The sequence below is a fragment of the Dehalogenimonas formicexedens genome, from assembly GCF_001953175.1.
Taxonomy (GTDB): Bacteria; Chloroflexota; Dehalococcoidia; order Dehalococcoidales; family Dehalococcoidaceae; genus Dehalogenimonas; species Dehalogenimonas formicexedens.
Window position 1 is genome coordinate 1,693,317 of the sequence record NZ_CP018258.1, and the last position, 21,885, is coordinate 1,715,201.

General features: G+C 52.8%; 17 protein-coding genes and 1 riboswitch. Of the genes, 4 read left to right on the forward strand and 13 right to left on the reverse strand.

From position 1 onward, the window contains the following. Position 1: 1 nt before the first annotated feature. From Dform_RS08870 to Dform_RS08900, 7 genes are all read right to left on the reverse strand, one after another. On the reverse strand, positions 2-646 hold the full coding sequence (locus Dform_RS08870; RefSeq protein WP_076004690.1) for a precorrin-2 dehydrogenase/sirohydrochlorin ferrochelatase family protein: 645 nt from the start codon (positions 644-646) through the stop codon (positions 2-4). After that, complete coding sequence (gene ahbB, locus Dform_RS08875) at positions 646-1,629, reverse strand: siroheme decarboxylase subunit beta (protein WP_145925563.1); 984 nt, start codon at positions 1,627-1,629, stop codon at positions 646-648. Before ahbB ends, Dform_RS08870 begins: the two co-directional genes overlap by 1 nt. A gap of 120 nt (positions 1,630-1,749) precedes the next feature. Beyond that, the gene (locus Dform_RS08880; protein WP_076004692.1) at positions 1,750-2,922 is read right to left on the reverse strand and encodes a radical SAM/SPASM domain-containing protein; all 1,173 of its coding nucleotides are present in this window, start codon (positions 2,920-2,922) and stop codon (positions 1,750-1,752) included. A 163-nt stretch (positions 2,923-3,085) separates the two neighbouring features. Next, complete coding sequence (locus Dform_RS08885; RefSeq protein WP_076004693.1) at positions 3,086-3,937, reverse strand: energy-coupling factor ABC transporter ATP-binding protein; 852 nt, start codon at positions 3,935-3,937, stop codon at positions 3,086-3,088. Beyond that, on the reverse strand, positions 3,934-4,710 hold the full coding sequence (gene cbiQ / locus Dform_RS08890; RefSeq protein ID WP_076004694.1) for a cobalt ECF transporter T component CbiQ: 777 nt from the start codon (positions 4,708-4,710) through the stop codon (positions 3,934-3,936). The genes Dform_RS08885 and cbiQ overlap by 4 nt, the downstream gene beginning before the upstream one ends. Beyond that, positions 4,703-5,227 (reverse strand): hypothetical protein, encoded by a 525-nt coding sequence (locus tag Dform_RS08895; protein WP_076004695.1) that lies wholly within the window; start codon positions 5,225-5,227, stop codon positions 4,703-4,705. Before Dform_RS08895 ends, cbiQ begins: the two co-directional genes overlap by 8 nt. After that, the gene (locus Dform_RS08900; protein WP_225973674.1) at positions 5,224-5,949 is read right to left on the reverse strand and encodes an energy-coupling factor ABC transporter permease; all 726 of its coding nucleotides are present in this window, start codon (positions 5,947-5,949) and stop codon (positions 5,224-5,226) included. The genes Dform_RS08895 and Dform_RS08900 overlap by 4 nt, the downstream gene beginning before the upstream one ends. A gap of 217 nt (positions 5,950-6,166) precedes the next feature. Then, positions 6,167-6,308, reverse strand: a riboswitch (cobalamin riboswitch). 124 nt (positions 6,309-6,432) lie between these two features. On the opposite strand from Dform_RS08900, the gene Dform_RS11070 reads away from it, so the two are divergent. Continuing rightward, a complete protein-coding gene (locus Dform_RS11070) occupies positions 6,433-7,467 on the forward strand; it encodes a precorrin-8X methylmutase (protein ID WP_225973675.1) in 1,035 nt (344 codons plus the stop codon). Between the two features lie 579 nt (positions 7,468-8,046). Here the strand turns inward: Dform_RS11070 and Dform_RS08915 are convergent. Then, positions 8,047-10,743: an ATP-dependent DNA helicase gene (locus Dform_RS08915; RefSeq protein ID WP_076004697.1), complete on the reverse strand. Its 2,697-nt coding sequence runs from the start codon at positions 10,741-10,743 to the stop codon at positions 8,047-8,049. A gap of 385 nt (positions 10,744-11,128) precedes the next feature. Between Dform_RS08915 and Dform_RS08920 the strand changes: the two genes are divergently transcribed. Then, on the forward strand, positions 11,129-12,463 hold the full coding sequence (locus Dform_RS08920) for a HEPN domain-containing protein (protein ID WP_076004698.1): 1,335 nt from the start codon (positions 11,129-11,131) through the stop codon (positions 12,461-12,463). A 45-nt stretch (positions 12,464-12,508) separates the two neighbouring features. On the opposite strand, the gene Dform_RS08925 is transcribed toward Dform_RS08920, so the two are convergent. Continuing rightward, the gene (locus Dform_RS08925; RefSeq protein WP_076004699.1) at positions 12,509-13,153 is read right to left on the reverse strand and encodes a DUF998 domain-containing protein; all 645 of its coding nucleotides are present in this window, start codon (positions 13,151-13,153) and stop codon (positions 12,509-12,511) included. A gap of 327 nt (positions 13,154-13,480) precedes the next feature. Between Dform_RS08925 and Dform_RS08930 the strand changes: the two genes are divergently transcribed. Further along, positions 13,481-15,433, forward strand: a complete 1,953-nt coding sequence (locus Dform_RS08930) for a glycosyltransferase family 2 protein (RefSeq protein WP_158513491.1) — start codon at positions 13,481-13,483, stop codon at positions 15,431-15,433. Then, positions 15,354-16,583: a glycoside hydrolase family 26 protein gene (locus tag Dform_RS08935; protein ID WP_145925565.1), complete on the forward strand. Its 1,230-nt coding sequence runs from the start codon at positions 15,354-15,356 to the stop codon at positions 16,581-16,583. Before Dform_RS08930 ends, Dform_RS08935 begins: the two co-directional genes overlap by 80 nt. 219 nt (positions 16,584-16,802) lie before the next feature. Here Dform_RS08935 and Dform_RS08940 read toward each other — a convergent pair whose 3' ends face one another. From Dform_RS08940 to Dform_RS08955, 4 genes are all read right to left on the reverse strand, one after another. Continuing rightward, entirely contained in the window at positions 16,803-17,855 is a 1,053-nt protein-coding gene (locus Dform_RS08940; protein WP_076004702.1) for a helix-turn-helix domain-containing protein, read from the reverse strand. Positions 17,856-18,014: 159 nt separating this feature from the next. Beyond that, a complete protein-coding gene (locus Dform_RS08945; RefSeq protein ID WP_076004703.1) occupies positions 18,015-18,395 on the reverse strand; it encodes a response regulator in 381 nt (126 codons plus the stop codon). 2 nt (positions 18,396-18,397) lie between these two features. Beyond that, the gene (locus Dform_RS08950; protein WP_076004704.1) at positions 18,398-18,805 is read right to left on the reverse strand and encodes a response regulator; all 408 of its coding nucleotides are present in this window, start codon (positions 18,803-18,805) and stop codon (positions 18,398-18,400) included. After that, a complete protein-coding gene (locus Dform_RS08955) occupies positions 18,798-21,731 on the reverse strand; it encodes a PAS domain S-box protein (protein ID WP_076004705.1) in 2,934 nt (977 codons plus the stop codon). Before Dform_RS08955 ends, Dform_RS08950 begins: the two co-directional genes overlap by 8 nt. Between the last annotated feature and the right edge of the window lie 154 nt (positions 21,732-21,885).

Sequence of the window (21,885 nt, forward strand, 5' to 3'; positions counted from 1 at the left end):
TCTAGGCTCCCCCCGCGTTCGATATAAGTCTCTGTATCAGTACCGATTTCGCCTCATCGCGGCGACGGTCCTTGAGCAAGTCAACCAGTTCGTCGAGGTCGAGGGCGTTTTGCCAGGTTTGCTCGCTGACTTTGGTTCCGGCGTCCTTCAGTTCGGCGCGGACTTCACCGACGAGTTTCACGAGCTCGCCATATTCCTCGCCAATCTCGTTTTCCAGGTGAAGGCGCAGTCTCCGCGACAACGCCGGGCTCTGGGCTGAAGTGGCGATCGCGATCAGGAGCTTGCCGCGGCGGATGACCGAAGGGACGATGAAACTCGATGCCTCAGGCGCGTCTACGACGTTAGCCAGGATGCCGTTTGCCTCAGCCGCCTCGCCGATCATGCGGTTGACCTCTGGATGGTCGGTCGCCGCCACTACCAGGAAAACGCCGGTCAGATCGCTCTCCTCAAACTTACGAGCCGTATGTAATACTTCATTCTTCGAGACCGATTCCGCCAGTACGGCGCAGAGCGCCGGGCTGACCAAGCTGACGCGGGCGCCAGCCGCCACGAGGGAGGCGGCTTTACGCGCTGCTACCGGACCCCCACCGACGACCAGGCAAAGTTTATTTTTTAGGTTTAATAATGCCGGGTAAAGCTCGGCCATTAAACGCGATTCTCCATTTTGGGGAGCGGATTGGCCGCGTAGCGGTTCCTCGATTTCTTGATCTCCCGAGATGAAAACAGCAGTATCGGTTCCCCTGCATCGCTTGACGCCGTAACCTCATCGGCAACGCCGCGGCATTCTTCCTTGGTAGCGGCATGGATCATGGCGTACAGGTTGTACGGCCAGCGGGCGTCGCTTCGCCTGGAGTAACAGTGACTGACCTCGCGGCGCGAGGCCAGTGTCCCACCCATCTCGTCAAGCTGGTCGGCAGGTACTTTCCAGCAAGCCATGGCATTGGCGGCATAACCAGCCTTCCGGTGGTTGATGTTGGCGCCATAGCGGCGGATAACGCCCCGTGATTTTAGCGCGTCAACCATGGCGAGCAATTCCGTGGTTTCCAGACCGGCCTCAGTCGCCATCGCATTGAACGGTTCGGGCTCTACGGGCAAGTCCCTCTGGATGGCGTTGATCACCCGGCGTTCTAAGCCGGTGAGCGCCAATCGGTTCGCCACGGCCGGGGCATCCGGTGACACGGTATCCGCCGCAGTGCCGAAGAGCGCCTTAAGTTTGTACGTTTTAATTGCCGCCAGTGAGATAGCGTCATCTGCACCGCACGCTAGGCCGAGTTCCTGAACGGCGAAGTCCAGATCTGTTTCCACCGGCACAGCTAATGTCACCCACAGGTTGAAGAAATTTTCCCGGATATAGGCGTGACTGATACCCGGATTGTTGGCTATGCTATTTTCGGCCGTTTCCAGATTTTCAGCTTTGACTTTCATGGCCACCAGTGTTGTTTGGAACCCAAGAGCTTGCGGACAGACAACAGGGCCGATTTCGCGGATCAGCCTGCGCGCTTTAAGATCGGAGATATCACCAATGATTTGGCTTTCGGTTGCCCCGAGGATTTCGGCCAAACAGGCAAATGGCCGCGTTTCCAGGGGAAAATCAGCCTGGACGAGACCGAGAAGCCTAATTTCGACCATATCGATTTCGGATATCAAGAAATAGCCTCGCGGAGTGTTAGGTGAATAATTCTGAGCTTGCCGAACCTCGTCCGCTCCCAGGTAACCTTGCGGCGCTCCAGGCTGAGTGTAATCCAGACTTTACTCACCGCCCGCTCCAATCTCGGTATCGGTCAGATAACAGGCCGGGTCGGGCGCCCATACGTCGCCATAGAACGATTCGGCGCGGACCCTCAGGTTCCCGTTACACAATTCGAGGTAGGCGCATTGCCGGCAACGGCCTTTTAGCAATTCCTTGCGGTTCCTCAGACTACCCAAAAGCGGTTCGCTGGTGTCAGCCCAGATCTGGCCGAAGGACCGCTCTTTGACGTTGCCCAGAGAGTAGTGGCGCCAAAACTGGTCAGGGTGGACGTTGCCCGCTTCATCGACGGCGCCGATGCGACTGCCGGAATTGTTGCCGCCGTTGAGTTTTAAAAGTTCCAGGACCTTTCCGGCCCGTTCGGGGTTTTCCTGGAGGGTCTTCAGATAAAGATAAACCCCGTCGGCGTGATTTCCCACGGTCAGGATTTCCTTCGGTTTGCCCCTCCGGTGAAGGTCGCGGGTGATGTCGATTATGCCATCCACCGCCTGGCGAGTTTCCTCCGGACTCAGGTCGGCGGCCTTGAGTTTTTCGCCGCGTCCGCTATAGGCCAGATGGTAGATGCAGACCCGCTCGATGCCCTCGTCCTCTACCAGTCGGAAAATCGCAGGGAGTTCTTTGTAATTGAACCGGGTCATCGTTAGCCGGAGAGACACCCGTAGACCATTGGCCATAGAGTGCCGAACACCGTTAAGGGCTTTGTCGAAGGCGCCCGGTTGCCCGCGGAAACGATCATTCTTTTCGCCGATGCCGTCGAGAGAAATACCGACCTCGGTAAAACCTATCCGTTTCAGATTCGAGGCCATCGCGCCGTCGATAAGGGTGCCATTGGTTGATAAAGCCACCCGAAGGCCTTGGCTCGCGGCGTGTTCGGCCAGTTCGAGAAAATCCGGCCGCAACAACGGCTCGCCGCCGGAAAAGAGGATTACTGGAGCCCCGAAGGCGGCGATATCTTGAATAAAGCTCCTTGCTTCCACCGTGGTCATCTCATTCGCCGCCGGCTTTTCTGTCGCGGAGGCGTAACAGTGAACACACTTAAGGTTGCAGGCGCGGGTGGAATTCCAGACGACCACCGGGCGGGGCACACCACCGTTATCGCCCGAGTGGGCGCGGCCATAACGGAGATGGTCGCCCGGGCTTACGGTCCCAAGCATCAGCCGGGAGATCGATATCATTGTCTCTTTACTTCGCTGGGTGTTTTCATTGCTAAAACTACCATAATCTATTAAATTCTACCAAATACTCAATATCTGGTTTCATGATAACACCCCAGATTATCAGATGACATCCGCAAAACTACGTAATTGTTGGCGAATAGCCACGTATTATTGGAAATATTCAAGCTTCCCCGGTTGACGTGTGGCTTCGATTGATTACCTCCAGCAGTTCCCGCCTTGCGCCCGCAATGGTCAGCGGGCGAGAAGTAAATGGCAGTCCGTCTTCTTTTTCCAGTATCTCCATCAAATGGGCGATCCGCGGCAGCCTGAGTTCGGCGCTGCGGGCTAAGGTCTCGTTGCCGAAGACCTTCTCCGGGTCGCCGCTGGACAGGAGTTCTCCCTTCTTCATGATGGCCACCTGGTCGCAAAACAGCGGCACCAGGTCTACATCGTGGGTGGCGACGATGATGCTGACGCCTTTGTCCCGGTTGATCTTCCTTAATAGGCTCATGATGGCATAGATGCCCTTGGGGTCCAGCCCGCTGGTCGGCTCATCGAGCAGGATTACCTCCGGCCGCATGGCCAGGACGCCGGCCAACGCCGCCCGCCGCTTCTGGCCGTAAGATAGGGTATGGATGGGCCGTTCCTCTAGCCCTACGAGGCCGACCTCGGATAGGGCTTCCTTGGTGCGGGCCTCGATCTCTACCGGCGACAGGCCGAGGTTGGTCGGTCCGAAAGCCACGTCCTGAGCGACGGTGGCGGCGAAAAGCTGGTCGTTGGGATCCTGGAACACCAGATTGATCCGGGAGAACAGTTCCTTGTCTTTGAGTTTGGTCAAGTCCCGGCCGTCGATGAGAATAGCCCCGGAAGTCGGCTTGAGCAGACCGACCAGGAGTTTTAGCAGCGTCGTCTTGCCGCAGCCGTTGGCGCCGAGAAGCGCCCAGAACTGCCCGGTGGGGAATTCAAGCGTCACTTCCCTAAGCGCCTGCGTGCCTTCGGAATAACGGAACGACAAATGGTCGAGCCTGATCACAGGGTGAGTCTCCCGATGAGATAGATCGCCAGCAGCGCGGAAAGCGCCAGGCCGAGCGCGGCGTAATCGGTTAACGAGAGCGTGCGGGTTTTGATCGCCATGGTGCTGCCGGAATAACCCCGGACGCTCATCGCCGAGAACAAGCGCTCGGCGCGGTCATAGGCGCGGAAGAACAGGCTGGCGGCCAACACGGATACTGATTTCATGGCCGTCCGCCAGCGCGCGTAACCCAGGCGCATCTGTTGCGCCTGCCGGATGGTAATGACCTCTTCAAGCAGGACAAAGATGAAGCGGTACATCAGGGCGGTAATCTCGACGATTACTTTCGGCACCCGGAAGGATTGGCTGGCGGACAGGAGTTGCTGCACCGGCGTCGACAGGCTGAGCCAGATGACCAACGACGCGCCGCCGATGACCCGCGCGACAATGAGCAGACCGCGCTCTAATCCTTCGGCATAAGCCGATATGGTCAGACCAAACACATCGACTTGACCGATAACCGTCTCGCCATTCAGGAGGAGCTGGGTGACGAAGACGACCGATGCCATCACCAGCGGCAGGCCGAGCCTGAGCAATATCCGCCTTACCTGCACCCTGGAAATCAGCAGGCTGCCCAGCGCGGCCGCGGCGATAAGCAGCGGCGCCACGACGTTGACACTGAGAAGATTGACCATGATCGCCACTGCCACCACGACCACCTTGAGCCGCGCATCGAAACGGCCGAGTCGGCTGTTCGTGACGGCGGCGGTGGTGAGGATGTGGAAATCAGCCAACAGGCCGAACCTCCGCGGGGGATTTCGCTGCGAGGTGGCTTTGAAAAAGGTAACCGGTAAAAATCCCGATTATGGCCCCACCAAGGGCGAAGATAAAGAGCACCACATCTCCCAGGGCTGGATCCAGCATCGGGTTGCCCGAGAACGCTTCCCAGGCGGCGACGAGGATCGCCAGCGCCACGGCCAGGATGCCAAAGGCCAATAAAGCCGAGGAATGTTTTGAGTTATTATTCCCGCCGAAGAGTTGCCGCCAGTATTTGCCAATGATACCCCCGGCGACAAGGCTGCCGAGGGTGAAGAAGAACACCAGCATATTGCCCTGCTCGGTGTTGAGCAGCGGGTCCCGGGCTTCCCGGCCGGCGCCGGCGGCGGCATCCCCGGAGAGGACATCGGTGGCGTCGCTGAAAGGTCCGTCGTCCTTGACCGGGTTGTTCGACGCCAGGAGAAAAGTGCCGATGATCGCCGCCAGGCCGATCAGCACCACGAACATTGTGCCCACAAGCTTTCCCTTATTCAACGGATTGCCTCTTCTGCTGTTTGTTTCCGGGCGAGTAAACCGCCAGCCAGCAGGTCCGGGCGGCGCTGCTGAATGGCCCCGACCACCCCGGCGGTGAAAAGGCCCTCCAGAAAACCGAGCGGCAATTGCGTCGGCGCGAAGGCGGCGACCAGGCTGCCCCACATCTGCCAGAAGCCTCCGGGCGCCGCCAGGGCCGAGGCCAATTCGAACGAGGTCATGGCATAGGTCGCCCAGTCGCCCAGGACCCCGGCGGCAAAGGCTGCCGGCATCAAGCTGACGCCCGTTTTCCGCAGCACGAAAAACACGCCGAAACCTACGAACGACCCGACCACCGCCATAGATAGGATATTGGCTCCCCAGGTGGAGAGACCGCCGTGAGACAGGAAAAGTGCCTGGAATAACAGGGCGATAGCCCCCAGTACAGCGGCGATGAACGGGCCCAGAAGGATTGCCGCCAATGGTGTGCCGGCCGGATGGGAAGTCGTCCCGGCGACGGGAACCGGGACGGGAAAGACCGAGATGAGAAAAACGGCGGCTCCGGCGAGGCCGAGCAGGGGGATCAGTTTTCGGTTCTGCTGTGTTTTTTTGGAGATCATCCTGACGCCAATAATCAGGAAAGGAATAGCAACGGCATACCACCCTATTGCCCAGCCGGCTGGAAGTATGCCCTCGGCGATGTGCATGGCCAACACCGGCTTGGGGGCAAAAACAAAAAGCGCCACGCCCAATAGCGCTGCCTGAATGGCCAGGCTTCCGAATCTCCGTGTCTGGCCGGTAGCGCCTGGTTTTTCGACTGAGTGCTTTTCGATAGCCCGATTCCTCTCAGGGCGGAATAGCTCTTTTCAAGGACCCATTGAGCCGGAAAAATAGAAAACCCCTTAGCCATGCGGCCAAAGGGTCAATGTCAATAAAAAATTGGCACTGCTCCTCTGCCGCGGAGAGCCCACTTAATCTAAGGCCAGGGTTCTGACTCCCGGTAGTAATATTACCGGTTACAGCAGGCGGGACTGTGCCGGACTTTCACCGGACTTACACCTGCGCGTCCTTCCATTGAAGGACTACCTTAGATTGTTGTGTTATTCAATTACACTTAATCTATATCACTTAGAGTTGATTGTCAAGGGCCTTAATGGTACCATTAACGAGTCGGTTGATTGAGGGCTAGAGCCGAACGCGACAGATTTGTTGAGATGCAGAGGAGCGAGATGACCATCAAAACCAGCCAACCAGCGGTAATAATCCTGTCTCACGGCAGCCCGAAGGCTGACAGCGTCATTCCTATCATGACGGGTCTTTGCGCCCGCCTCAAGCGTTATCTGGCGCCGGGTGTTGAGATCCGCTGGGCGGCGATGCAGTTCAACCATCCTACCCTGGCCGAGTCAGCCGCCACCCTTTATGACGAGGGGTTCCGGAACGTGGTGGTCATGCCGTACTTCCTCTACAGCGGTCAGCACGTCAGCCATGACATCCCCGGTATGATGGACGAGATCAGCAAGCAATACTCCGACCTCAAGCTTAAACTGGCCGGCACCCTGGACCGGGCTGAAAGCCTGATCGAACTCGTCGCTGAACGGCTAGGCACGGCTTCTCCGGAATTGTTACCGCATTTTGAGGATTCAGCGGTGGCCAGCCGCCCGGAAGATATTGAGGCTCTGTCGATGGAGATCATCGAAGCCAACCTCCCGGAATTGCCCTTCAACCGGTCCGAAAAGGAAGTGGTTAAAAGGCTGATCCACGCCAGCGGCGAAATACCACTAGCCAGCAAGATCCAGATGACCTCCGGTGCGGTTGATTCGGGTATCGCCGCCCTCCGCGCCGGGAAGGGCGTGTTCACCGACGTCCGCATGGTCGGCGCCGGGGTCAACCGGGCCAATGCCGAAAAGTTGGGGGTTCAGGTCTTCTGTGCCCTGGACGAGAAGGACCTCGCCGATGAAGCTAAGGCGACCAATCAAACCCGCAGCGCCGTGGCTATCAAACGCCTCGCCGACCGGATCGATGGCGCGATTGTGGCCATCGGGAACGCGCCTACGGCACTATACGCACTGCTGGACCTCATCGACGCCGGCCAGGTTCGCCCCGCCCTGGTGATCGGCATGCCGGTAGGCTTCGTTCAGGCCAAGGAGTCCAAGGAGGCGTTGGTGAAGCGCGACGTTCCATACATAACCGTGCGGGGAACCCGGGGTGGCAGCAACCTCGCGGCGGCGGCGGTTAACGCGCTTATGAAGCTAGCGATTAGGTAACCGTTTTGGGGAAGAGACACAGAGAATGTCAGGCCCAATGGCGTTTACATGACACAATCCAGGCGACTGTTTGATCACACCTTCTGACGAAAGGTGTGAGCCACCTTGCAGACCAAAGTGTAAAAGTGGCTCATTGGACGGAGATAGAGAATAGTCGAACTTCACCTGACGCGCGGGGCAATCAATATCGAAGGGAGAAAGTAGTTGTCTAAACCCTTATCTGCTCAAGACCTATCGGATTAGAAATCAATTATTGACCAACTACTAGCGGTAGTCCGGCTTGAAGATGAGTTAAAATCACTTCCAGATGATAGTCTTACCCAGACGACCCTAAACTTACTGGCGGATCAAAAGAAATCCCTATATGAACAAAAAAGAAAACTAGTTGAACGTTTACAATAACGTCGTTTTTGACTTTTGGAACAACTCATTGACTTATGGAACAAATGCCTCTTTTGGAGCAAAGCCCAGCTGGAGCGAGCGGCGGCTTAAGGTTACTAAAATAGCATTGCCTGCCTGGTTATTTGTTTGAACAGATATTTATGGTAAAAGCAATATCACTTAGGAAATGATGTCCCTTTAGCGGACCAGCGTAAGGGCACGACGGCTAGCGAGAAGAAAGACGTCCTTGGGGTTGGTGCTGCGGCGGAGGCTCTTCAGAACCCCCTGCTGTGTCTCCGGCGTCCAGAAGATCCGTAAGTTCTCACGTGCCCGCGTCACGGCCGTGTAGAAGATGCTGTGTGTGATGTCGTCTTCATTGGCATCGGTGATTACGATCTTGACGGAGTCATACTCGAGGCCCTGCGCTTTGTGAATCGAAACGGCGTAAGCCACCTGGAATGGCACGGTGGTGTTCAGCGAGTCGTCGTCTTCATCGCTGGTGTCGTACTCGTAGACTGAGAAGCGTACGGTCGAGTCACCCATCCATTCGAGTTCATCACTAACGACGTCGAATTCGCTGAGCGGTCGATCAAGCTCGACGTCAAATTGAATTCGACCACGGGCGCGATCGATGCATCTGATCCAGCCCTTGAGGTTGTTGTAGATCACGGGTCGGAACCGCTCAGACTCGTAGAAGAGGACGGGATCACCGACCTTATACGTATAGACGCCCCAGGTCGTCGCTGCACCGGTGTTGCTGCTCTGCAGAAATCGGTTGATGTTGTTGATGCCGTAGACACCGTCGTAGTTCAGGCACAGGATGATCTCGTCCTGCCCTCGGGTCTCGAACAACGTCTTGTCGAGTATGGTCGAGTACCCATTGCGAGCCATAACCTCGGCGATGTCGTCTTCGATGGCTCGCACCTTGTTCCAGAAGCCCAAAAGTGACGCGTTCTTGGTTCTGAAAGGCGTGGTCAGCTCGAACACAGACGTGCTCGGGATGAATGAACGAATTATACTGAACCAGTTGCCGAACTGGATCGACTCGATCTGGTAGACGTCGCCGACGAGTACGAGCAACTTAAAGGAGGTCTTCTCCAGAACTTTGATTAGGTCTGCGTTGCTCACAGTACTACACTCGTCAATGATTAGGAGGTCGTAATCTGGATCGGTGGCACTCCTGTAGATGTGGCTGCTGATCGTGCGGAAAACCGAGTTCTGCGCGGTTACCTTGCGCTTGAGGTTGTCGATCGCTGGGTTAGTGTGCGCAAGGAAGAGCTTCTCTTTGTCATTAAAATAGTGCGCAATGTGATCCACCATCGTTGACTTGCCAGTGCCGGCCGCCCCGTAGATCAGGGCGACGCGAGACTGGCTGAACAACTGCTTGAGCGCATCTTCCTTCGCGTGGTCATCGATGCCTCGAGATGTCTCATCGAGCCAGCGCTCAACGGCTTGTGTGTAGCCGGCAATCCCAGATAATGCGTACCCTTGGAGTGTCTTGACGATGGAGACGGTGTCGTCCTCATGCCCACTGATAAAGACATGGTCCTTGTCGAGCACGAGTCGACGATGCGTATGCTTGTAATAGAGCTTATCGTTGTAAGTAGAGATCAAATCATTGACCTCTCCGAACTCCTCAAGATCAACCACGGGAGTGTAGAGAATTCCGTGACGCTCTACGTTGTTCTTCACGCGTCGAGCGAGCAGTTCGTGGTTCCGCCCGGTTACATCAATGCTCTCGACGAGGTCCCAGTACCGTGGGTTGTGCTCAGGCAGCGAGGTGCAGAACGGCATATTGTCGAAGGGGATGCAGCCGTACAGGAGATCCAGATCGGAAAGGCGGGTACAGCGGTCCGGGTGATACTGCGGTTTGAGGATCTGGTTGTGCATCCGCAGCATGAGATAGCGGAGTACGTTGTGACCCGAAGCGGCTGATCTCACTATGCGGCGTACTTCATCCAGAACAGGGAAGATCTGCGGCTTGTCCACACCAGCCGTACCCGCCGCCCTCACTACCGCGTACTTGTCATCGGGTATGTCAATCAAGTCGAGCAGGCTGCTTGAGCCGGCCGTCAGCCCCCACATCAGGTAGCGATACTCCTCCGACTTGGTCCGAACTTTCGTGGAGATGCCCAGCAAGCGCGCGAAGTTATCAAATTCGCACGGGCGAATCGAGACCTCCCACTCGCGGATGATCGTGATTGGCATCGTATGGGTGAGCACTTCTATCGAGTCCCGCCGGAGCGTCAACATAGCTGCGTACTCTTCAGTGATGTCGATATCAGTGAAGGCGATGGTGCGGTCGAATTTACTCACTTTGTTCATAGCGCGGTAGAGTGTAACTTCGTAGTAGAGTCGCCCGTCGATGAAGAACGGACGCGTTTTGTGGATATAGTACCGATCCCTGGTGCTGCTATCCAGCGGAATTGAACGGCCTGCCTCAATCCTAGCAGCAATCTTCTCGTGGTACTCACGCAGTGATGGATCGAGGTCGACCGGGAAGGCCTCGAGGTTCGCCAGCACTGCGTCTCCACAGGTGCCTTGAAGTAAGCTGCGGATGCGGTGAAGGTACTCGTAGTACTTGAGCATCAAGCGTTCAGAAGCGTCCCCGTCCAAGGTGTAGTGGGAAACACTTTCCTGAATCAGTTTGTGGAACTTACCAAGGAAGTTGAACCTTCCTTTGCTCTTGACGAAGGCCAACCCTGGTTCAACTGCGGCGTAGTTGAATTCGGCATCGGGTGCGCCAGTGTGGAGCCGAACCGCAACTCCCTCGACCAGATTCCGGAGGTGTGAGAGGATATTTTGCGAGAGCAATGCCCGCTGGTCAGCGAGCGATTCGATATTCCGACAAATCGCCTCGTCTGCGCTCCGGATTTGCGCGCTGACGGTGGCCATTATCTATCAAGCTCCCTTTGGTTAATGAAACTCACGAGCGTACTTTTCTTATGCCATTTTTCTATTACTACCTAGCAGTATTCTTTGAACCCCGAGTTTCATTGATTAGTACCCTCTGAGGGATTCAGCCCTACGAACAACACCAGCTACCGCAACTAGGTTGCACCAAAGTATGTTCGCAGCCGACTATGCACCGTGTCAACCATCGCAGCGGCTGTCACGGCCTGTCAAACCTGCCAGGACGGTGTGCATTCTACCACGACCCCGTTAAAATATCCGCCCCTCATGTTCAAGGTTAATGGTAACATATTAGACATCGAATTTTGTGAAAGCGAAAGTTCTCCCTTTGTTGGTTGTTCATAGAGGCTCCATAAGATGTAAAATAATGCCCATGGAGATGGCAAGCAGTTGGCAGGAATTGAGGATTGCCTTGGCGGGTTTCGTTCAAGAGATCTGCCAACAACTACATGATTACCAGATTCCTGAAAGATCGTGGACCAGAATTGTACGTGAGACGGCAGAGGCCATCTCATTTCCTCAGGAAAAACGGGAAGACATAGATGGTTCTATAGAATTGCTTGCAGATTCTCTCCGAATAAATCCCCCAGATGGGCTATTGCGGCTTTTTAAGGTTATACGACGAGATCCGATATTAGCCGGTGCTCTCTTAGCTGATGCGGCCGGGGACCCAATCGTTGAAGATAGGCCCAAAGATTGGGCTCTTAACACGGCTGTTGGTTCATTTCTCCGTGCTTATCTACGACGAACAAAGCGTTTTCTTTTTAACCGAGAGGTGTTTGACCAACTGTACGAACAGTTTGTATCTGAAATCTTATCCGATACAAACGCGGTAACCGAGGTCAATACTTTGGTGAATGTCCAATTGGACGTTCAAAAGATTAATCTTGCGCCTGGCATGGTTTTGAGAAAGCTCGAAGCCAATGAGCTTGAAGAGTGGCTCAATGATTATATCAAAGATCCATTTCCTATTATGCGCAGACCACCAATCGACCCCTTTGAGGTTGATTGCGCAATAGAAATTACTTACGAAAAAGGCCGGCGAGAAGCGTGGGGAGCTCGACAAGACATTCGGGACAAAGTATCTGATTTTGTTACTTCGATATGTTTATTGACCGATAAGAACGTCCACATCGGATTCATTGAAGATCGGTCTTCAAATATTCTCCACCCTGGGGGTGGGACTAGTTACAGCAACATACCTAAACGATCTGGGGCCCGCGCACGACTCAATGTGTCTTCGGGAACTCAGGCGGTAGATATCTGGAATCGCATTCGAGAATTGCCGCCAAACAGCGCCATCCGATTTGCTCTTCGAAGATGGGATATCGTCTCTGAGCGGTTCAACGAGGATGATACTCTGATCGACTATTGGATAGCTTTTGAATCACTATTTACACCCGATTCAAGTCAAGAGGTGAGATATAGGGCTTCCATACGTATCGCAGCGTTCGTTGGAAACTCACCTGAAGAACGAACTTCCATTTTCAAACAATTGAAAGAGTCTTACGATCTGAGATCAAAAATCGTACATGGGGGTGTCCAAAAAATTTCTAATAAATCCGGTGTGATTTCGAATACGCGTTCATATCTGAGAAGGGCTCTTCTTATGCTTGTCTTAGATCAAAAAACTTTTGATCCTATTTCTATCGAGACCGATCTTCTTAAAAACCCTAGATGGCAAGATACTTCACTTAGTTGATGCGGTCCCTGTGTAACAAATGACGGATTGTGTCCGCTTGTTTTCCTAAATTGGAGGAAGGTCTCCTAATATCGCCTCACCTTTTACGAGCCAGGATACACCAAATGCCACAATGGCAATTGATTCCAACCAGAAAGTCGGATGCAGTGCATCGATTGAATGGTTTGGTAACAATCCACCCAGGAACATTATGAGTATGCATCCGAGAATGACGAACCCGCAGACTCTATAGACAGAGTTCCGTTGCAATTTGCGAGGAGTGGGGGTTTTAGTAGGGTCTGTCTTGGTAAACAAAAACAAAGAAAAATATGCCAGTGTCAGGAACATGCTAGCCGCAAATAGGAGGTGCAAGGTGCCGATCACCCCAGCCGAGGCGCTACTTTCCGGCGCGGTGGGGAAAAGCGCCACTCCTATCGAAAATATACTTGCAAGAATACCTGTAGGTCCGTCACTTTTGTATCCTCGGTACGAAAAGAGAAAAACACCGATGGCGCACAAGCTTCCGACGAAGATATTGCGCACCCCGGTGTAATAATAGGCACTGATGGAATTTTGGATCCCTGGACTCTCGAATAGCCATTTTCCGAATACCAGGACAAATGGCAATGAGATACCGATGATGCCGACAGATTTACGAAGAGTTAGGTAAGAGCGAACGAGAGAGACGTCTGTACCGCTTTGTTGACTCATCGACGGAATTATAGCACCGACCCAAAGTTAGGCTTCAACTGCACTATCTAACAAATAGTTGTCATCGACAACGCGACAAGTATGTTAACATTATATTTTATTAAATAAAATGTGGGGGATTGGGTAGTTAAAGTAATGTTTGGATATCTTGACCCAACCAGCTGCGTCATATAATATCTAAATTTTCAGGAAAGCGATTACCCGTCGCCCCGTAACTGGTCACTTGGACGACGGTTAGCAATGACCTATCGTCAAATGAAATTAAGCCTGCCTGAGGGTAAGGAAAAATTCAGGTTCCGAAAGAATTGAAATATAACAATAATGAACATGAGCCTTATTTTAACCACATTCCTTTCTATTGTTCTTACGGGCACTGCGGTATTCTTATTTTTCGCTTTCGAAAAATGGAGCTGGCAACATTGGGTTAAGCGGACGTTCGTTGGGCGATTCCAACCCAAAGCTTTTCCTGAATGGTTTATCCGATTAATCGCAATCATCGCCATCGGATACACTTCCTACTATCTTATTTGGCGCTGGTCAACGTTCAATCACCAGGCGCTATGGTTCTCTCTGCTCCTTTGGGCTGCGGAATTGTATGGCTTCATCGCTCTATTGATGTATGTCTTTATGACCTGGTCGCTAAAGCATGAAAAGCCTGTTGCCGCCCCGAAGGGGAAATCGGTGGTTATTCTCGTACCAACCAAGGGAGAACCCATCGATGTTCTCCGGGCAACCCTGATTGGTTGCAATGCCGTAACCTACCCTCACCGGACGGTTCTGCTGGATGACAGCGGGCGTCCCGAGGTAAAGACCCTGACGGAATCATTGGGTTGTGAATATCTAGCGCGGCTGACCCATGACCATGCCAAGGCAGGTAATGTCAACTATGGTTTAAACCAAACTGAGAGCGAATTTTTTGCAGTCCTCGACGCTGATAATGTACCGTTACCCGGATTATTAGACACTATGCTCGGGTTTTTCGACGACTCGAAAGTAGCTGTGGTTCAAGGTCCCCAACTGTTTTACAACGCCGATTCCATCCAGTACGAACCGTCTAGGTGGCATGAACAGAGGTTGTTTTATGCCGTGATTATGCCGGGCAAGAACCGGAGTCGTGCCGCCTTCTGGTGCGGCAGTCCGGCCCTTCTCCGGCGATCGGCTATCGCCGAAGTCGGCGGCGTCGCCACCGAAACCGTTACCGAGGATCTGCATACAACTCTTAAACTGGCACAACGGGGCTATCGCGTCTTGTACGTCGATAAGCCGGTCGCCGTCGGCTTGGCGCCGCTGACTCTGCTTTCTTATTTGAAACAGCGCCTGCGCTGGGGGCAAGGCGCTATGCAAAGTTTGCGTAGTAAAGACAGCCCTTTTTGGGCGGGTGGACTGAGTTTCGGGCAGCGTATAAATTTTATCGCCTCGACGACCACCTACCTGGATGGACTTCAACTGATCATCCTATTCATAATTCCCATATTTACATTGTTGAGCGGTGTGCTGCCGGTTCAATATAATGCCATTCCCTTTTTGTGGCATTTGGGCCCATATCTCGCTCTTATCTTTGCCACCCAGGTCCTCCTTGGGCGAGGTTACTATGACTTATGGCATACCGAACGTTACAGCATTCTCAGGTCTTTTGTTTTTACGCGTTCGCTGTTGACCCTGTTCTCCAACCGCACCGCCGGTTTCCAGGTGACACCCAAAGAAGAAACGATGTCTGATCGGCGGGAATGGGGGCTGATAGTGCCCCATCTGATTGGCGGCGTTCTGTGTGTTATCGTTCTAATCGTCGGCGTGGTCAATCTCCTTCATCCGTTGTGGTATCAGCTGAATAACTCTGCCTTATTGATTGTGTCGGCTTGGGTCGCGATCGACCTCGGATTCATAATTTTCAGCGCCAGTCGGATCTTGAGCGCCAGTAAACGTTCCACATACAGGCACCAAATGCAGGTCGATGTAGTGTGGCGGCCTTTAGGGCAAACCGAGTGGTTCAAGGGATTCTCCAACGACCTTTCCAGCCATGGCCTCAGCTTCGTTACTGGTGGGACTGGTCAATTGAAAGATGTGGTCGAGGTTAACCTTGAGATTGCGTCGGCTGTTGGGAATCGCATAAAATTGAAAGGCCGTGTTATCAATGTTCGGCCTGTTCGGGGTAGTGACAAAAACCGGATCGGTGTGATCATAGAAGGTTTTGAAACAGAGGATGATGCTAACCGCTACTTCTACTACCTCCATCAACCTGAAGAACTTCTCCGGCATGAACCCGTTCCGGACCAGGCGTAGTCTGCTGAACCCCCTCGATGCATCGTTACGGCTATTGGTCCTCGTGGCGCTGTTTCTATTGCCGGGTTGCCACACCTCGTCAATACCGACCTTGACATCCTCCAAAGCCTTTGCGCCGCTAGAACCCGAGAAGGGGGTCTATTGGGGCGCCAACCTTGATTGGGGGAATGACAGCGTTTCAGCTTTTACCGGACGGCTCGGTTTGGCGCCCGCCGTGCTGGTATATTTTGTTAATTTTCCCATACCGTCAAACGATCAATCCGGACTTGACGCTTACTTTCAACAGGTTTCTCAGAGTGGCGCCATCGCATTGCTGACCCTCGAACCGTTCTCTGGCTTGCAGACAGTAACAGCCGATGAGGCGAACCGGCTGGCTGATTACGTTGCGGCCAAGAATAAAGCCGGTATCCGCATCATGCTGCGTTTCGCCCATGAAATGAACGGTTCCTGGTACCCCTGGTCGCAGCAGCCGACAGCCTGCAAAGTTGCCTTTCAGAGGATCGCCGACGCCGTCCATGCCAAAACACCTGATACCGCAATGATTTGGGCCCCCAATAATGGCGGCGGTTATCCGTTCACGGGAGGACAATACGAAGCTAAAACCGGAACCCCTGATTTTAAAACCCTTGATACCAACGGGGATGGCAAGCTTGATCAGCAGGATGATCCGTATGCGCCGTATTATCCGGGAGATAACTATGTGGACTGGGTGGGGATGTCGCTCTACCACTGGGGCAATGCGTACCCTTGGGGTGAAAACGAAGTCCCGGAAAGCACCTCTTTCATCGATCGCCTCACGGGTAACTATAATGGCCTCAACGGGGATGAAAGAGCCGTCCCGGATTTCTATAACGATTATGCTGTGAATCACGGCAAACCTTTGGCGATAACCGAGACCTCAGCCCTCTACAGCCCCCAAGCCGGAGGCCCCGGAGAATTGGAAATCAAGCGAGCTTGGTGGAACCTGATTTTTTCCCAGGATGTATTTAACCGTTTTCCTCAGTTAAAGATGATCAACTGGTTCGAATGGCGGAAATACGAGACCGAAATATCGGATATTGTTGATTGGACAATCTCCCTCAACCCGGAAATTCGCTCGGCTTTTGTTAAAGATTTTCCAAAAAATAAATTCATCCTGGGCCGGGGTTGACGGAAATCAGCGGTACCTCGGTGATTAAATATAAGTAATAATCTTGAGAAGCTAGTAAAAGCTGCAACTCCAGACCATGTTTACGCCGCGAGTCTCATTCTCGTTTTATTTTTTATGAAGCGCGCATCAGAGTACCCGATATCACATCCTCTGCAAATGTTGTCTTGAATTCCTAAGTCCCTGGTTGTTGAAACCATTGGGGATTTCTTCCGCAAGAGATCATGGGTTTCTCGGGTATTTCGGCCGAGCTCCGGGCTGCTCATGTGCTATGGTTTTTCTACTTCCGAGTATGTATTTCGTGCCCTTACCATACCCTAAAGCGCTTAGCTGACCACCGACAATCGCTTTCTTTAGAGCCCTCCTGGTACTTTTGTCCGAGCAACTCAGTTCAGTCTTCAGCACTTCAGCCAGGACGGAACCGAAATCGCGTCCCTGTCCGAAAAAGCCGACTTCTAGCAATTTGTTGATGATCTTGTCGCACGGTGTTTCATTCTGGCGCGGCTTCGACACAATCATCCTGTCTTTATGACGCCTCAAGTCCTCACGGTAAATCAAATTCGACGACAAGGAATTCTTGATTTCTGCAGGGTCTTTAAGCGCCAGCCTGATCTCTGCTGGCAATTTCCCGTACAAGAGGTTGACCTTCCTCCCCAATTTCTTGTACACCGCCCGTAAGTGAGCGAAGGATTTTCGAATTGGCAATCCGGAATCTGTTGGCGTACTCCGATTTTCGCCTTTGGGTGCTTCTAGCGCGTCAATTGCCTTGGCTATAGTTTCATCTTTGAATGTTTGCAGCTCAATTGCGCTGGAAAGGAACAATCGGAATATCTTGGCGTATTCAATCATCAAATTGTCTTGAATTGATATTTCGGTGGAGTGCTGTGTTCCCTCAGTGTTGCGTCCGAGAACCACAGCATCTCCGAAGCCGGTCCTGTTGGACGTCGAAAGGCCTGTAATAACCAGCCTCTCGTGTGTTTCTGTTTTTGAAGGTCTGCCCCGTCTCCGCTTAACATCAGGACTATTGATAGCTTCCAATATTGCCGTGTCTAATTCCGGATCAAAACCGGTCGATTTTTCCATGGCTGCTTTGAGCCCCGCCACAGAAACCAGTATTCGTTTCCCACCTCCGTTACCGTGACGGGTATGGGATATATGACCTTCGTTGATCAGTCTGTACAATTTCGTCATGCCAAGCCTTAAGACCCTTGCAGCCTCTTTGGTAGTGATAAATGCCGGTAATTCCGAGAATGGGATGCCAGTCAATGCTTTCACCGTTTGCCTCCTAACCAGAAACAGAATCGATTCAAAATCATCGAATTGACCTATTTCCGGACCAGCAATTCAAATACAATTACTCGTATGTAATCGATTATTTAGGGACCATCCAAGTCCCGGGGATCCTAAATCGCGCCCCTCACGGCTTTGTTGAACTTACTTTGCCCCACCGGAAACACCCAACACTTGGTTAACTTTTAATCTTAAGATAGCCAATTGGATGGGTTTCATGAGATAACCGACCGCCCCTAACGCCTCGGCAAATTTCACGTTAAGGTCCTGTGTCAATGCGGTGAGCATGACGACGTGTATATGGGTCAGGCTGGGATTTCTCTTGATTTCTGCGAGAGCGGTGTAACCGTCCTTACCAGGCATTAAAATATCCATGATAATAAGGTTCGGGTGATGGGTAGCTGCCAGCCTCACCGCCGATTCCCCGTCGCCGGCTTCATACACGTCGAACTTGTCGCAGAGGGCTCGGCGAACCGTGTCTCTGACCGATGGTTCATCGTCAGCGATCAGGATTTTTTGTTTCATATTCAGTTTTGCCCCTCAACAATCCGGGAATCCAATCCCAGAGCTTGTTTGACTTTGCATCTTAATTCGGCGGGAGAAAAGGGTTTTGATAAACAGAGGCAGCCGGAGGCTGCGACCGCATCGAGCGTGTCTCCGAAAACATCCCCGGTGGCAAAAATTACCCGGCGAGCCGCTTCGGGATTCTCATTGGTAAGCCGGTAATGCATTTCTATCCCGGTCATATTCGGCATTTTTACATCGACCAGAATCAGGTCATAGTCCTGTTCCGATATCAGGCGTAGGGCGATATGCCCGTCTGTTGCCAACGAGACATCGAAACCGTCTGCGGTAAGCGTCCTTTTACAGATCTCCGAGATGCTGTACTCATCTTCAACCACCAGTATCCTGAAGCCGGAAGCCTTTTCAGTCATCGGTGTTCATTTCCCGTTTACAACCCACAGGTAATTCAATGATGAAAGTGGCCCCCTTGCCATACCCGCTTTCAGCCCGGATATCGCCTCCGTGGGCATTTACTATGCCGTGACAGATCGAGAGTCCTAATCCGGTGCCCTTACCTACCTCCTTAGTGGTGAAGAAGGGATTGAAAAGGCGCCCCAGGTTCTCGGGTGATATTCCCGGACCATCATCGGAGATTTTTATCAGGATATTTTCCCCATTCGATTCGGTTGTTGTGATGGTTAGAGTGCCTCCACCGTGGGCTTGCTTCATAAAATACTCGGCGTTGATGACGAGATTGAGAAACACTTGCTGCAATTGGAATGGATCCCCTTCGATATCAGGCAGAAGTGTTTCATAACAGGTGTTCACCCGTATGTTGTTCATCTCGTGCTCGTGGCTACGCAGCCGGAGCACATCGTCGATGACCTCGTGAATGGCGACCGGCTTTTTAATGGCTTTGTGCTGCCGGGCAAAGGCGAGCATGTTTTTAACGATCGTTGACGTCCGCATGGCTTCATGATGAATGACCTCCATATCTGCCTTGATATCTGAGGGGAGGGACCTTTCGAGCAGTAGTTCAGAGAAGCCTATGACGCCGGTCAGGGGATTATTGATCTCGTGGGCTATCCCCGCTGCCATCTCGCCGATAGATGATAAGCGGTCTGCTACCACCAGCCTTTCCTGCATTTTAATTCGCTCTGTAATATCGCGGGTAATGGCCATAATCAACGCTCGACCGGCGTGATCAACTGTCTGGCAACGGACTTCCACCGGCATAGTTGTTCCGTCTTTCCTGACGTGTACCGTTTCGAACATCGTCAAGCGCCCATCGAGGATTGCCTCAATTTGGGCCGGCAGCAGGGACGCCTCATACGATGTGCGTAATTCTTCGACGTGCATTTGCATCATTTCCGTAAGGGTGTAGCCTCTGGCCGTATGAGCCACTTCATTTACATAGACCAGTTCGCCCTCAGGAGAATAAAGGAAAGTGGAGTCCATCGCCGCGTCCAGAAGCGCCGCTCGAAGTCTCAGTTCTTCCTCAATCCCAGCTTTCTCCAGGGCGCTGGCGATAATATTGGCTGCCATGCGCAGGATAGAAATATCTTCATCTGGCCAGGCCGTAGCAACGGCGATATTGTCTAAACCGATAAATCCCGAGAGTTCGTTGCCTATATTAATAGGTAACACCAGAACCGCCTTGATACCCTGGCTTTCAAGAATACTTTTTTCGGCGGCGGCTTCGGCGGGCATGGCGGAAACATCTTGAATATGGACGGTTTCATTTCGGCCTAACTGCCCCACCCACCAGGGAAATGCTTCGATGGGAAGATTTTGCAAATTGGCCTTTTGGGGAGAAACCCCGCCATCGCACCATTCATGGGTATTGTCCACGGCTTTCTCATCATCGCTAAACCGGAAGAGATAAGCTCGGTCCGCCTCGCATAGTTGTCCGATGTCCGCGAGCGAAGCATTGATAGCATCATCCAGGCTAACGATACCGACAAATCGGGCAGAGACACGAGAAATCGTCTCTTCCACCCTTAACCGGCGCTTGATGATCTCTTCGGCTTTTTTTCGCTCGGTGATGTCCCGGGCAAACGAACAGGTATATTCTTTATCGCCATGCTTCAGGTAGTTGCGGCTAATTTCAACCGGAAAAACATCGCCATTCTTAGTGCGATGTCGAGCTTCGATGATACTGGTACCAAGCCCCTTAATTTTGGGCCAGTTCTTTGACCACTGCTCCTTGGTCATACCAGGAGAAATATCCCAAACACTCATCGACCGCAACTCTTCGCTTGTGTAGCCTAGGATACGACACGCGGCTTCGTTAACGGCCATAAATTTCCCGCTGGGCTCTACCCAATAAATGCCGTCCGCGGCCCGCTCCACCGAGAATTGGGTCAGCTCAAGCGCACTTTCAACTTTTTCCCTCTCGGTGACATCCCTGTCCATCCCGTGATATCCTCTAAAAACCCCGTCGGAATCGAAGACAGGCACCGCGTTCGTCTCCAGGATAACCGATCGACCGTCGCGATGCCGGTTCACATTTATGAGGAGATTTATAGGCTTTCGCCGCTTGATTATGGGGTCGACCACTTTAGCGACACGGGCGGCCTCAACTGGGCCCATTAGGTCATAAGGGGTTTTGCCGATGAGTTCAGATGGTTCATAACCCAGTAAATTGCGCATGTGTGGGCTCACATATGTGTACTTTAAGTTTTCGTCGATCTCCCAGACGAGGTCGCTCGTCGTCTCAACCAGATTGCGTAAGCGCTTTTCGCTGACCTGCAGCGCTGCCTCGGCATCCCGTTTACCGGCCTCCATTTCAATATTATTCAGGGCAAAGGCGATATCTTCGGCCATTTCGCCAAACAAGCCAAGTTCCTCATCGCTCACCACCGACTTGTCACTGAGCGCCGTGTTGAGTATACCCCAGAGCTTTTCGCCATATTTTAAGGGAGCCACCATCGCAGAGTGTTGGCCATGCCGCTCGTATACCGCACAGTGTCCGCAAAATTCTGAACCGACATCCACGATGACAGCCCGTCCCAATAGAATCGCACGCCGTGCGCAGGCCGGCAGCCTGCCATCGGTTATTTTTTCAACCAGTTGGTCAAGTTCCTGCCCCATACCAGCCTGACTGGCAAAAAAAGGTTTACCATCGGCATCGATAAGGGCTATCCATGCCTGCATCAACCCTTGAGTTTCTACTAGAACATGGCACACACCATCCAAGAGGCCCTGTGCATCTTTATTGTCACGCGTGATCAGCCTATTGATACTTCGGAGGGCAAGCAGTGTTTGGTTCAGATGCCTGATACGGGATTCATCTATTTGCCTGCAGGACGCATTCTCACACGCCGGCCCCGAATTAGTTGACCTGGCTATCGCCATGGGCTATCTTTCCTCACCGGTTATTATTATCAAACTTGGGTGCTTTGTCGTGATAAAAGGTGATCCTGAATACTTAACGCCATCTTTCATACTTGATACTATTCGACACTACCTGAGTGTTATTATTAGTTACTCGGCATTAGAATAGCAATAG